The sequence below is a fragment of the Bacteroides clarus YIT 12056 genome, from assembly GCF_900129655.1.
Lineage (GTDB): Bacteria > Bacteroidota > Bacteroidia > Bacteroidales > Bacteroidaceae > Bacteroides > Bacteroides clarus.
In genome coordinates this window covers 41,426-54,440 of record NZ_FQWK01000001.1, presented here as the reverse complement: position 1 = coordinate 54,440, position 13,015 = coordinate 41,426, and the positions used below count along the sequence as shown (strand labels likewise).

Sequence of the window (13,015 nt, the reverse complement as noted above, 5' to 3'; positions counted from 1 at the left end):
AATAATCCGTACTTTTGCGGGCAAACCCTGTATCTTTATGACAACTCCCGAAATAGCAATCGTCGCTCCCAACACACTGACCTCTTTGGGATTGCAGAACCTTCTGGAAGAGATTATCCCGATGGCCACCATCCGCGTGTTCCGTTCTTTCGCCGAACTCATGGACGACACGCCCGACATGTACGCCCATTACTTCATCTCTTCCCGGATATACTTCGAGCATACCTCTTTCTTCCTGCCCCGCAAACCCAAAACCATCGTACTGGCAGGCGGCGACAACCAGCCCCAGCTATCGGGAGTACCCACCCTGAACATCTATCAGGACGAGAAAAGCCTCATCAAAGATATTCTCCAACTGCACCGGTACGGCCATCACCACGGGCATCCGGGCAAGCAACCGGACGGCTCCCGCTCCTCCATGCCGCCCCATGCCGCCAACGGCGCCGACGACCACGACCTGTCCGCCCGCGAAATAGAAGTGCTGGTACTCATCACCAAAGGGCTCATCAACAAAGAGATTGCCGACAAACTGAACATCAGCCTCACCACCGTCATCACCCACCGCAAGAACATCGTGGAGAAGCTGGGCATCAAGTCCGTATCGGGACTGACCATTTACGCCGTGATGCACGGCTACATTGACGCCGACGGGATATAATAAAGCGCTTCCCCCTCATAATCCTCATAAATTAGGATTGCACGGACTGGAGATTTCGCGTTACTTTGCAGCCGAAATAAAACCAGTTATGAAACAATATAAGATTATCACCCTGATTCTGATGCTCCTCACTGCCGGCAATGCGCTTGCAGAAGACCTGGACACCCTGAAAGTAGTGGACGTTGAAGAAATCCTCGTCATCGCAGCGCCCAAAGAAAACCGCAAGTTGCGCGAGCTGCCCACGGCCGTCACCCTGCTTTCGCAGGAAGACATGCAGGCTGCCCGGGTGGGCTCCATCAAGAACCTGACAGGACTTGTTCCCAACATGTTCATCCCCGACTACGGCTCACGCCTGACTTCCGCCGTTTACATCCGAGGCATCGGCTCGCGCATCAACACGCCGTCCATCGGACTGTATGTGGACAACATCCCCTACATCGACAAATCCGCTTTCGACTTCGACTACTCCGACATCGAACGCATCGACGTATTGCGCGGCCCGCAAGGAACCCTGTACGGACGCAACGCGATGGGCGGGCTGATTAAGATTCACACCAAATCGCCTTTCTCCTATCAGGGCACAGACTTCCGCATGGGCGCGGGCACGCACAATGCCTACAACACTTCGCTGACGCATTACCACCGGGTGTCCGAGCGTTTCGCTTTCTCCACCGGCGGCTTCTATGACTACGAAGGCGGTTTCTTCCGCAACGCGGCGCTGAACAATAAGAAAATAGATAAAGGGCAGTCGGCCGGAGGACGCTTCCGCGGCATCTACCTGCCTTCCGAGAACTGGAAAGCGGACTTGAACATAAGCTACGAATACAGCGACCAGGGCGGCTATCCGTACTATTATACAGGCAGCGTCAATCCCGCCGCCCAAAGCGAAGACATGAAATCCTATATCGGTACAATCTCCAACAACCGCGAAAGCAGTTACTACCGCAATCTGCTGAATACAGGGCTGAACCTCGAATACCAGGCGCAGCGCTTCACCCTGAGCGCCGTAACGGGTTATCAGTTCCTGAAAGACCGCATGTTCATCGACCAGGATTTCACCGCAAAAGATATTTATACGCTGGAACAAAAGCAGCGCATCCATACCCTGAGCGAAGAGATTGTGATGAAAAGCAAAGGTAACGGCCGCTGGCAATGGGCCACGGGTGTATTCGGCTTCTACCAATGGCTGACAACCGACGCACCGGTGACCTTCAGAGAAGACGGCATGAATATGCTGGGGCAGATGCTGGGCAGTGTAATCCCTTCCAAAATAGAAGTTACCATGATGCCGGGCATGGGACTCAATATCCTGCCGTCCTTGCAACTCGGCAGCGGCAATCTGCTCATTAACGGCAATTTCGACACGCCGCTTCTCAACGGAGCGCTGTTCCACCAATCCACTTTCCGGGACTTATTCGGTCTGACGGGATTATCCTTCACAGCCGGATTGCGTCTGGACTACGAGAAGATGAAGATGAACTACGACTCCGGTACCGCAATGGACTATACGGTAGGTATCAAGGGAGAAATGGTACGGGGCGGACAGGTTATCAAAGAAATACCGATGATGCCCGAAACGGCGCTCACCGTACAGTCACGCTACCGGGGTTCCATCGATAAGGATTACCTGCAACTGTTGCCTAAGTTTGCCCTTCAATACGATTTCAAAGACAATCTGGGCAACGTTTACGCAACCGTAAGCAAGGGCTACCGTTCGGGCGGATATAACATCCAGATGTTCTCCGACCTGTTGCAGTCCAGCCTGCAAAACGACATGAAGCGACAGACGAAAGAAGAAGTACTGAAAGCCATAGAAAACTCCCCCGGCGCATCTTACAAAGATTTTATCAGCGAAAAGTTCCCCGATGCAGGCGAGAACCCCGACGCCCGCTCCGCCACCGAGTACAAGCCGGAGCAAACCTGGAACTATGAAATCGGAGCCCACCTGAACCTTTTCAATAACCGTCTGCGCACCGACGCCGCACTCTTCTGGCTGGAGACGCGCGACCAGCAAATCTCACGTTTCGCGGGAGCGAGCGGCTTGGGACGCGAGACGGTCAACGCGGGCAAGAGCCGCAGCCTCGGCGCCGAACTGGCTCTGGCTGCCGCCATCACCACCGACTTCACGCTGAACACCAGCTACGGCTATACGTACGCCACCTTCAAGGATTACGTAACCAACGCCCGCGTCAACGGCCGACTTCAGGAAATCAGCTACAACGGCCACTACGTACCTTTCGTCCCCAAACATACGCTGACCGTAGGCGGGCAGTACATTTTCCGCATCAATCCGGGATATTGGCTGGACCGCATCCAACTGAATGCCGGCTATACCGGTGCAGGACGCGTCTACTGGACGGAAGAAAATACCGTCAGCCAGTCGTTCTACGGTACGCTGAACGGACGTGTCAGTTTACAGAAAGGCCGCGGACAGATAGATTTCTGGGTGCGTAACGCGCTGGACAAGGATTATGCCGCTTTCTACTTTGAGAGCATGGGCAACGGGTTCATGCAGAAAGGACGCCCCATCCAGGCGGGAATCGAGCTGCGCTGCAGATTTTAGCAAATGAAACCGAACGTTTTCGGCAAGCCTGCGAACAGGTTTCGCAAGCCACTTACCATAAACAGGTTACGTGTACCAAAGTAATACCATGCTTTGGTACGCGAAATACCAACCGTTGGTACGGGAAGTACCACACATTGGTACATGAGGTACCACGCTTTGGTATGCGGAGTACCAGCCGTTGGTACATGGAATACCGGCCGTTGGTAGACAACATACCCGCCTTTGGAACGGAATGTACCAACCGCCGATACCGATGAAATACTTATTCATTGATTGCCCCGCAATGCGGACAAATTCCTTTCGCCCCTATCTTCTGTCCGCAATTGCCGCAGCGATAGCGGGATGCAGCCAGTGACGAACGCAGTTTCCTGAGGAATACCCACACAAATACGGCGATAAACAAATAGCCGATATATATCTGGGTAGTCAATATAAAGAAGAAATAACAGAAGATGCAACAAGAGGCCAGCCCCAACAGATAGAACACTGCCGCCGCCGGACTCAGCAGACGGAACAAATCGTCAAGCACCGCCAGCAGCACAATGACAAACAACCAAAGGCTCATAAGGAACACAGAAAGCACGAACGGTACTTTAAACGGCGATAGCGTAGGATTGAAATAAAAATGCTGCCACGTCTCCGGCACAAATACCTGCATAGACTCGTACACGGTGGCGCTGAACGCCAGCAACAGACATAGCAGCAACGGATATACACTGTCTATATCATTGAAGCAGACCATTTGCAACTGCCTGCGCCGGAACGCACGAAACAGCCATACCGCCACGAACAAGGCGAAAATAACAATGAAATAGGACGCATGCGTATCGCTGAACAGGTAAATAGCCTGGGAGATACTATCCGTAGGAACAAAAGCCCGCATCATATCCTTTTCCCGAAGCCAGCCCTGCACTTCCTGAGAATGGGCGAGTTTCACCCATACGCTATCCACGCTGTCCGCGGGATGAATGGCAAACTCCGCCACTACCACCCTGTCCCCTTTGTACAGCGTGTTGTAACAATCCTTTACAGGCAGACAGGCTATCGTCACCGAATCATCCTGTACCTCCAAGTTCGTATTCCACGTATAATGACGCTCATACAGATAGGCCAGCGAATCGCGGGTCTTTGCTCCCAGTTTTCCGTTTTCCAAGTCGGGACGGGGGTAATGGCAGGACGTAAGAATAAAAACAGTAAATATGAAGTATAAAGTATAAGGTATGAAGCATAAAGGGCGGGGCACACGCCGGACGGTGGTGTCGCGTTTACAGCTACTTATGTTTACTTCCTCTTTCTTCATATTACACATTTCCGATACTCATTCGTAATCATCCTATTCTGAATCGTCTTGTACAGTCTGTCATTCAGAGCGGAGAGAATACTCTTTTTTTAGATGTATAGAGGGAAGAGATTCTTCGCTTCGCTCCGGATGGCTGATAGTATAAGCTGATTATATGCATTTACTTATACTGTATACCTTATATTTTATACTTCATACTTTCTCTTCACTTACTTTCATCTGGCAGTTCTTGCAGTCAAAGGCGAGACGGAAGCGTTTGCCGTCCGTTCCTACCAGATAATAAGGTTCCCGGTACGGGGACTGTCCCTTTTGATGCGTAGGACACCAGCCCATGCTATAACGCAGGCAATGTTTGCAGAACATAAGTACGGCTTCGGGCACGGCCTGTTTCTCGTAAGCCGGTTCTATGGAAGCTACCCCGTGAGCCTGATAAAAGCCGCGGGCGGCAGTATTCATCACATTACCCAAATAGGTCAGGGACGTTATCGGGAAACGGTGGCGGGTAGGTTTCCACACGTGCAACTCACGGCGGTAAGTAATACGACGGGCGGCAATCAGCCTGTCTATCGCTTGGCGGCGCCAGTCGGCTATCACCGAGGCGGGTATGAACCAGTTCTGCGACAGGTTGATTGCAATGGCGGGAGCCGCTTCCGGGGCACTGTCCCGTACCTCGAAAGGAGTATTTCCCAATTTACCGAGCTGAGTTCGCAGGTTGTCCTGTTGCGGAGTACGCGCAAGCTCTTTTGAAGAGGGGAAAGACAAGGTTATACGATTGTCGTCCTCGTCCTCGGCGGTCAGCGCAAAGCCCGAAAGGGTATCTGCCAGTTCCCATTTTATGCCGATTTTACGCTCGGCGGACTTACGGGCCAGGACGCGCTCAAAGTCCTGGTCGAAATTACGGTAAAGACGGGTGCGCGGTTTGATGCGGGGCATATCGCCTGCCGGATACAATTTATTGCCGTCCACCCGATTGATGCGGAAACCTTGCAAACGTCCCTGTTCGTCGAGAAAGCAAACACCGTCTCCGTTATGGAAGGGTTTCACTCCGGCCACGGTAAGGTAGTTGCCACGCTGCTCTTTCATCGTTCCCATCTCCTCGCCCAAGGATTTCGGCGTATCGAAAGAGGATATTTCCCGGTCGCGGCCTTGCAGAAAGTAATGGGTGAAGCCGCGGCTGAAACTCTTGTCCAATTGTGGCTTGAAACCGAAACGGCAAATGCCCGAGGAAGCGCGTACATACTCCTTGCGGCGAGCAAAGACAGCATCCAGTTTCTGACGGTAAGTGGCTGTGACATTCTTCACGTAAGAAACGTCTTTCAACCGCCCCTCTATTTTCAGGGAAGAAGCGCCGGCATCCAGCAGGTCTTCCAGCACTTCACTTTGGTTCAAGTCTTTCAAAGAGAGCAGGTGCTTGTCGCGGACGATGGTTTTTCCGTCCGCATCCACCAGACTGAACGGCAGGCGGCAGAACTGGGCGCATTCTCCCCGGTTGGCGCTTCTGCCAAAGCATGCCTGACTGACGTAGCACTGTCCGCTATAACTTACACAAAGCGCGCCATGTACAAAGACTTCCAAAGGCGTCTCCGGACAGGCCTCATGGATATTGCGTATCTCCTGCAATGAAAGCTCGCGCGCCAGCACCACTTGGCGAAAGCCCGCATCCGCCAGGAAACGAACTTTCTCCGGCGTACGGTTGTCCATCTGCGTACTGCCATGCAACGGTATGGGCGGCAGGTTCAGACGGGTAATGCCCATGTCCTGCACAATCAGCGCATCTACACCGATACGGTACAATTCCCAAATCATCTTTTCCGTTTCCGCCAGTTCTTCTTCTTTCAGAATGGTATTTACCGTGACATAGATACGTACATTGTATAAATGGGCGTATGCCGTCAAAGCGGCAATGTCTTCCAGCGAATTAACCGCCGCAGCACGTGCGCCGAACTTCGGAGCGCCTATATATACCGCATCCGCACCATGATTGACGGCTTCAATGCCGCACTCCAGATTCTTGGCGGGCGCCAACAGCTCTATTTTCCGTTGCTTTATCATACTATTTGATATCTTCAATGTTGAACGGGGTTTCCTGATATACAAAGTAGTTCAGCCAGTTGGAAAACAACAGGTTGGCATGCGCGCGCCAACGCACCAATACGCCTTTGTCCGGATTATCATCCACATAGTAATTGCGGGGCATCTCGATGGGCAACCCCTTATCCAAGTCGCGACGGTACTCCGTATCGAGCGTCAGCGGGGAGTATTCGGAATGACCGGTTACGAAAAACTCACGTCCGTTACGCGCCATCACCATGTAGACTCCCGCGTCTCTCGACTCCGAGAGCAGTGTCAGTTCGGGAACTTTCAGAATATCTTCCTTGCGAACTTCCGTATGGCGGCTGTGGGGCACATGGAACACATCGTCAAAACCACGGAAAATGGGATAGAGAGGTTGCAGCGTACGATGCTCGAATATACCGAACATCTTTGCGTCCAACGAGTATTTGGGCACTCCGTAATGATGGTAAAGTCCGGCTTGCGCCGCCCAACAGATATAAAGGGTGGACGTGACATGCGTACGCGCCCAATCGAAAATCTCGGTAATCTCGTCCCAATAGGTCACTTCCTCAAAATCCATCTGTTCCACAGGAGCGCCGGTGATAATCATGCCGTCATACTTCTCGTCACGCATCTTCTCAAAATCCGTGTAGAAAGTTTTCATATGCTCTATCGGAGTATTCTTTGAGGTATGGCTCTTGATTTTCATAAACGAAATCTCCACCTGCAACGGAGTATTGGACAGCAAACGCACCAAATCGGTTTCCGTCGTAATCTTTAACGGCATCAGATTCAATATGACAATCCGCAACGGACGAATGTCCTGTTGGGTGGCACGTGAATTATCGATAACGAAGATGTTTTCCTCTTTCAGCAGCTCTATCGCGGGAAGTTTATCGGGTAAATTTAAAGGCATAAGCTCTGTTCTATGGTTTAACTAATTACTGTTTACGATTTTAGCGTGTAAAGTTAGATAAAAAATCAGAGCGATATAAATAAATTGCGGAAGTTTTTGTTGAATTATATCCTTTATCGGAATCTCCATACCATATTTTTGCAAATAGTTCATTGGAAAGGGGATAATCTTGTGAATTATAGTACCTTTGTGACCGAAACTCAAAGCATCGATTACATAATGGCGAAAATTATCGTTCAAGACACGCTGATTACCGTTCTTAATTTTGAAGAACAAGATTATATATCTCTTACCGACATGGCTTCTGCCAAAGAGGGGGACAGCAGAGCGGCGGATGTGATTAAGAACTGGATAAGAAGCCGTTATACGATTGAATTTCTTGGCACATGGGAAGTCATCCATAATCCTAATTTTAAAGTGGTCGAATTCGACCACTTTAGAAAGAGCGCAGGACTACCGTCTTTTGTACTAAGTGCTTCCGAATGGATAGAACGCACCAATGCCATCGGTATCATCGTAAAGAAGGGGCGTTATGGCGGAACGTACGCCCATAAGGATATCGCTTTTGAATTCGGTTCCGCAATCAGCGTACCTTTCAAGCTCTACCTTATCGAGGAATTTCAACGATTAAAGACTGAAGAACAACGTCAACTCGGTTGGTCGGTAAAACGTGAGCTGTCGAAAATCAACTATCGCATACATACTGATGCCATAAAACAAAACCTTATTCCACCGGAAGTCACACCGGCGCAAGCAAGTATTATTTATGCCAATGAAGCCGACGTGTTGAATGTAGCCATGTTCGGTATGACAGCAAAACAATGGCGGGAAACAAATCCTGACCTAAAAGGTAATATTCGTGATTATGCTACTGTCAATGAACTGATCTGCCTGTCGAACATGGAAAACCTGAATGCCGTTTTTATCGAGCAGGGTATGACACAAAGGGAACGTCTTGTCAAGCTAAACCAAATAGCGATTCATCAAATGAACATATTGGGAAATGGCGATAATAATAACCATAGGTTATTGGAATAAAGAGTTATGGGATTAGGTTAGGAATATACTTCACGTAACCTGTTTTTTTGAGGTAGCAAAAATTCAATCCACCTTGCTGCATATTACTCAAATTTGTAATAACGCAGTGTATATACTTTAAATTGAACGGCTGTTTTTGTGATTATTCCAAAGATTTAGTATACTTTTGTACCCTTGTCTTATAGAGATATAAAAAGAAGAAGAAAAGTACCGGGCTATCAAGCGTGACAGCCAACAATAGAAATCCGGAAGCGTAAATAACTTTCTCATAACATTTGTGGTTCTGCCCAATCTGATATATCAATAACACATAAGCTTTTGAGTACGAACCAAAGACGAAGTTTTTTCGTCTTACAAAACTACTGTAACATGAGTATAATGAAAAACGCTTTCAAGAGGATAAATAATGTACTATATCTGATTATAGCCTTATTAATAGCCTCTTGCGTCAACAAGATAGACGATGAAATCAAGGAAGGTAATATCCCGATTTCCTTTTCCGTCAAAACAAGTAAAACTACCACCAAAGCAGCCAAAAGCACTTTTGAAATCGGAGACAGAACCGGAGTCTTCGCCATGCTGACGGGCAACTCTTTGGATAAGCAACGATATATTGACAACCTGCTGCTGGAATGCGGTGAAGGCAGTAAGCTGATACCCAAGAAAGAAGTATACTATCCGGAAGGTGATGCCACACTGGATTTCATCAGTTATTATCCGTATCAGACCGCAAGTGTCTCCAAAGGAAGTTCCTTACTGAACGTTGCTGTCCAAACCGACCAGAGTAAAGCCGCCGACTACAGCCTCTCCAATTTCATGACCGCCCGTATCGAGGATGTATCCAACAGCGAGAAAACCGTAAAACTGGAATATAAGCACCAGTTTGCGAAAATAAAGTTAGTCCTTACGCCCAAAGAGGGCGAAGATGCAGACGATATGCTCAAAGCCAATCCCAGAATCATAGCTACGGGATTCAAAACGCAAGCCGTATACGACCTGCAATCAGATAAATTATCCGATATCGATGATGCCAGCGAAATGGATATTATTCCTTTCGGCACGTGGAAGAAAGAGGGTAACTCTTTATCCGGTAAGGAGTTTATCGTTATTCCGCAGACACATTCCGACAGCGGACAGGCTTTTACATTGGAATGGAACGGCAAAATCTATATCTGCTCTCTCCCGTCGGCAGCCATCAAGGAGGATACGGAATTGGAAATTCGTATCAACGCGCTGCAAAGTACAAGCGAAACCCTGACCGGAGTTATCGCCGGCATCAAGGAATGGGGATTCAGCGAGCAAGGAGAGAGCGAAAACAGATATGACATCACCGCCATCCATACAGCCTCACTGTCATTCAAAACATCCGACGTTTACAGAATATATCATCAGGGAAAGCCCGTGGCAGAAGTATGCCGGGAGTACCTTTACGCAACCGCTGCCGATGCTGTCGATTCCAAAGCGATTGTAGTCTATCCCGTACAAGACAATGAGCGGACGGACTTAATGAACGGTATCGTTTTACAACTGCCGGACAAGACCGCCATGATACACGGCGGCAGGGTGAGCTGGAATGAATCGGAAAACTCACTGGCCTACACCTCCGGGCACTCCCAACCTATCGAAAAGTTCTATATAGACGCAAGCAAAAAGATAGTCACTGAAAAACCTGCCGCTGCAACGCTGGCTATCAACGTCAGCAGTTATGTGATCAGAGATATACGAAACGGGATTTTACAAACCTATCCTATCGTGAAAATAGGTACACAGTATTGGATGAAAGAAGATTTACAAGCCGTCTATTATAACGATAGCAGAAGCATGCCTCTCGGAAAAACCCTTGGTGGAGGCGAAAGTTACTTCAAATGGGCCGATTGTGACGCCTGCTTTTATAACGGTGAAGCAGTCCTGACCGAGAAGCTGGCTCCGCTGGATTGGAAACTGCCTGCTCCAAATGATTGGAGCAGGTTGAAAGAATACGTGGGGGAGAATGCTTCCGCACTAAAAAAGGCGGACGCATGGAGCTCCGACGTTTATTCCGCAACCAATGAAACCGGATTCGGTATTCAGCCCAGAGGACTGCTTCTGGAAAGAGAAAACAAAACAACCTTGGTAAACGCAAATTCATCTACCGCCTACTGGGTGTACAACAGTACACAAAAGCAATTGGATACGGTCGTAATGTTTACGAACGGCAATAACGACATCGCTTTAAAGAATGCCGTCAAACCGGAAGGCAAAGATTATTATAATGCGTTTTCCGTTCGCTGCATAAAAGAATAGCCTGCCCGGCGGGCATTTCTCATTTCTTTTTCGTATTTTTGTTCCCAATGTGCAGGATTCTGCTAATTAGACAAAGACAACGAAGAAGAAATGAGAGTAATCGATCTGATAAACAGTAACGAAAAAACAGCTTTTTCTTTTGAGATATTGCCCCCTCTGAAAGGTACAGGCATCGAAAAGTTGTACGAAACGATAGATACATTACGGGAATTCGACCCTAAATACATCAATATAACCACACACCGCAGCGAGTACGTGTACAAAGACCTCGGCAACGGACTGTTTCAACGCAACCGGCTTCGTCGCCGTCCGGGAACCGTATCCGTGGCGGCAGCCATCCAGAACAAATACAATATAACGGTAGTGCCGCATATTCTTTGCAGCGGTTTCAGCCGTGAAGATACCGAGTACGTATTGCTCGACCTGCAATTTCTGAATATCACAGACCTTTTGGTGTTGCGCGGAGACAAGGCGAAGCACGAATCCGCCTTTACACCCGAAGGCAACGGTTATCATCACGCCATCGAATTGCAAGAGCAGATTAACCAATTCAATAAGGGTATCTTTGTAGACGGTTCCGAAATGAAAGTCACCAATACTCCTTTCTCATACGGAGTGGCCTGTTATCCGGAGAAGCACGAAGAAGCTCCCAATATCGATACGGACATTTACTGGCTGAAGAAGAAAATGGAGACCGGAGCGGAATATGCCGTTACCCAATTATTCTATGACAACCGGAAATATTTCGATTTCGTAGAACGCGCCCGCAAAGCCGGGGTTACCATCCCCATCATACCGGGCATCAAGCCATTCAAGAAGCTGTCACAGCTCAGCATGATACCCAAAACATTCAAAGTGGACTTACCCGAAGAACTGACAAAGGAAGTCTTGAAATGCAAAAATGACGCCGAAGCGCAACAAGTGGGTATCGAATGGTGCGTACAGCAATGCAGGGAATTGATGGAACATCGTATTCCCAGTATCCATTTCTACTCCATAGGCGCGGTAGACAGCATTAGAGAAGTAGCCAAACAGATTTATTAACCAAATAGCGGTACCGTGTTTTTTAAAGATGTAATCGGCCAGGACGCAGCCAAACAGCGATTGATACAAGAAGTGCAGGAAGGACGCATTCCCCATGCGCAATTGTTCTGCGGACCGGCGGGAGTAGGCAAACTTCCGCTGGCTATGGCGTATGCCCGTTACATCTGTTGCCCGAACCGTACTGAAACCGATGCCTGCGGCACGTGTCCTTCGTGCGTGAAGTGGAATAAACTGGTGCATCCGGACGTACACTTCGTATTTCCCATTGTGAAAAGCGCCAAAGGGAAGAAAGAAGTCTGCGACGACTACATAGCAGACTGGAGACGTTTCGTTCTGAACAACCCCTACTTCTCATTGAATCACTGGCTGAACGAAATGGGAGCAGAGAACGGACAAGCGATTATCTACGCAAAGGAAAGCGATGAAATCACCCGTAAACTCAGCTTGAAATCCAGTGAAGGCGGCTATAAGGTAACCATTGTATGGCTGCCGGAAAAGCTGCACGAGGTCTGCGCCAATAAGCTATTGAAACTGTTGGAAGAACCGCCAGAGAAAACAATCTTCCTTTTGGTTTCGGAAGCCCCCGAAATGATATTATCCACGATACTCAGCCGTACGCAACGTTTCAATATCCGCAAAATAGAAGAAGCGAGCATAGCAAACGCACTGCAACAAAAATACGGCGTACAACCGGTGGACAGCCAGACCATTGCGCATCTGGCGAACGGGAACTTCATCAAGGCGCTGGAAACCATCCACCTGAATGAAGAGAACGAACTCTTTTTTGAATTGTTCGTCAAATTAATGCGTCTCTCCTATCAACGGAAAATACGGGAAATGAAGCAATGGAGCGAACAGCTGGCAGTCATGGGACGCGAACGCCAAAAGAATTTCCTGGAATATTGCCAGCGCATGATACGGGAAAACTTCATCTATAACCTGCATCGGAAAGAGATGAATTATATGACGCTACCCGAACAGAACTTCGCAACCCGATTCGCCCCGTTCGTCAATGAGCGGAATGTTATGGGCATCATGGATGAGCTCAGTGAAGCGCAGGTTCATATCGAACAGAATGTGAATGCCCGTATGGTATTCTTTGATTTTTCACTGAAAATGATTGTTCTGTTGAAGCAGTAAGAAAAAATATCATCG

10 protein-coding genes are annotated in these 13,015 nt (G+C 48.7%); 6 read left to right on the top strand and 4 right to left on the bottom strand.

The genetic code is table 11. The features are described 5' to 3' along the window. The first annotated feature begins 37 nt into the window (after nucleotides 1–37). The gene (locus tag BUB52_RS00210) at nucleotides 38–658 is read left to right on the top strand and encodes a response regulator transcription factor (protein ID WP_039951145.1); all 621 of its coding nucleotides are present in this window, start codon (nucleotides 38–40) and stop codon (nucleotides 656–658) included. 88 nt (nucleotides 659–746) lie between these two features. Continuing rightward, nucleotides 747–3,221, top strand: a complete 2,475-nt coding sequence (locus BUB52_RS00205) for a TonB-dependent receptor (RefSeq protein ID WP_009122868.1) — start codon at nucleotides 747–749, stop codon at nucleotides 3,219–3,221. A 66-nt stretch (nucleotides 3,222–3,287) separates the two neighbouring features. Here the strand turns inward: BUB52_RS00205 and BUB52_RS15680 are convergent, their stop codons facing one another. The 4 genes from BUB52_RS15680 to metA form a co-directional block, all read right to left on the bottom strand. Continuing rightward, nucleotides 3,288–3,494 carry a hypothetical protein gene (locus BUB52_RS15680; protein ID WP_157183393.1) on the bottom strand — a complete coding sequence of 69 codons (207 nt, stop codon included), beginning with the start codon at nucleotides 3,492–3,494 and terminating at the stop codon, nucleotides 3,288–3,290. Next, nucleotides 3,487–4,533: a hypothetical protein gene (locus BUB52_RS00195; RefSeq protein ID WP_039951046.1), complete on the bottom strand. Its 1,047-nt coding sequence runs from the start codon at nucleotides 4,531–4,533 to the stop codon at nucleotides 3,487–3,489. The genes BUB52_RS15680 and BUB52_RS00195 overlap by 8 nt, the downstream gene beginning before the upstream one ends. Nucleotides 4,534–4,716: 183 nt before the next feature. After that, nucleotides 4,717–6,576, bottom strand: coding sequence for a peptidase U32 family protein (locus BUB52_RS00190; RefSeq protein ID WP_009122865.1), 1,860 nt, complete (start codon nucleotides 6,574–6,576; stop codon nucleotides 4,717–4,719). A 1-nt stretch (nucleotide 6,577) separates the two neighbouring features. Beyond that, entirely contained in the window at nucleotides 6,578–7,495 is a 918-nt protein-coding gene (gene metA / locus BUB52_RS00185) for a homoserine O-acetyltransferase MetA (protein WP_009122864.1), read from the bottom strand. Nucleotides 7,496–7,714: 219 nt separating this feature from the next. Between metA and BUB52_RS00180 the strand changes: the two genes are divergently transcribed. From BUB52_RS00180 to BUB52_RS00165, 4 genes are all read left to right on the top strand, one after another. Beyond that, a complete protein-coding gene (locus BUB52_RS00180) occupies nucleotides 7,715–8,533 on the top strand; it encodes a KilA-N domain-containing protein (protein ID WP_039951045.1) in 819 nt (272 codons plus the stop codon). A gap of 369 nt (nucleotides 8,534–8,902) precedes the next feature. Next, complete coding sequence (locus BUB52_RS00175) at nucleotides 8,903–10,816, top strand: fimbrillin family protein (protein WP_009122860.1); 1,914 nt, start codon at nucleotides 8,903–8,905, stop codon at nucleotides 10,814–10,816. 90 nt (nucleotides 10,817–10,906) lie between these two features. Beyond that, on the top strand, nucleotides 10,907–11,860 hold the full coding sequence (gene metF / locus BUB52_RS00170) for a methylenetetrahydrofolate reductase [NAD(P)H] (RefSeq protein ID WP_009122859.1): 954 nt from the start codon (nucleotides 10,907–10,909) through the stop codon (nucleotides 11,858–11,860). Between the two features lie 15 nt (nucleotides 11,861–11,875). After that, nucleotides 11,876–13,000, top strand: a complete 1,125-nt coding sequence (locus BUB52_RS00165) for a DNA polymerase III subunit (protein WP_009122858.1) — start codon at nucleotides 11,876–11,878, stop codon at nucleotides 12,998–13,000. Nucleotides 13,001–13,015 lie beyond the last annotated feature (15 nt).

Coding starts and splice junctions, on each gene's coding strand:
- BUB52_RS00175 (WP_009122860.1), top strand. CDS start 8,903: ATGAGTATAATGAAAAACGCTTTCAAGAGGATAAATAATGTACTATAT.
- metF (WP_009122859.1), top strand. CDS start 10,907: ATGAGAGTAATCGATCTGATAAACAGTAACGAAAAAACAGCTTTTTCT.
- BUB52_RS15680 (WP_157183393.1), bottom strand. CDS start 3,494: ATGAATAAGTATTTCATCGGTATCGGCGGTTGGTACATTCCGTTCCAA.
- BUB52_RS00180 (WP_039951045.1), top strand. CDS start 7,715: ATGGCGAAAATTATCGTTCAAGACACGCTGATTACCGTTCTTAATTTT.
- BUB52_RS00190 (WP_009122865.1), bottom strand. CDS start 6,576: ATGATAAAGCAACGGAAAATAGAGCTGTTGGCGCCCGCCAAGAATCTG.
- BUB52_RS00195 (WP_039951046.1), bottom strand. CDS start 4,533: ATGTGTAATATGAAGAAAGAGGAAGTAAACATAAGTAGCTGTAAACGC.
- BUB52_RS00205 (WP_009122868.1), top strand. CDS start 747: ATGAAACAATATAAGATTATCACCCTGATTCTGATGCTCCTCACTGCC.
- metA (WP_009122864.1), bottom strand. CDS start 7,495: ATGCCTTTAAATTTACCCGATAAACTTCCCGCGATAGAGCTGCTGAAA.
- BUB52_RS00210 (WP_039951145.1), top strand. CDS start 38: ATGACAACTCCCGAAATAGCAATCGTCGCTCCCAACACACTGACCTCT.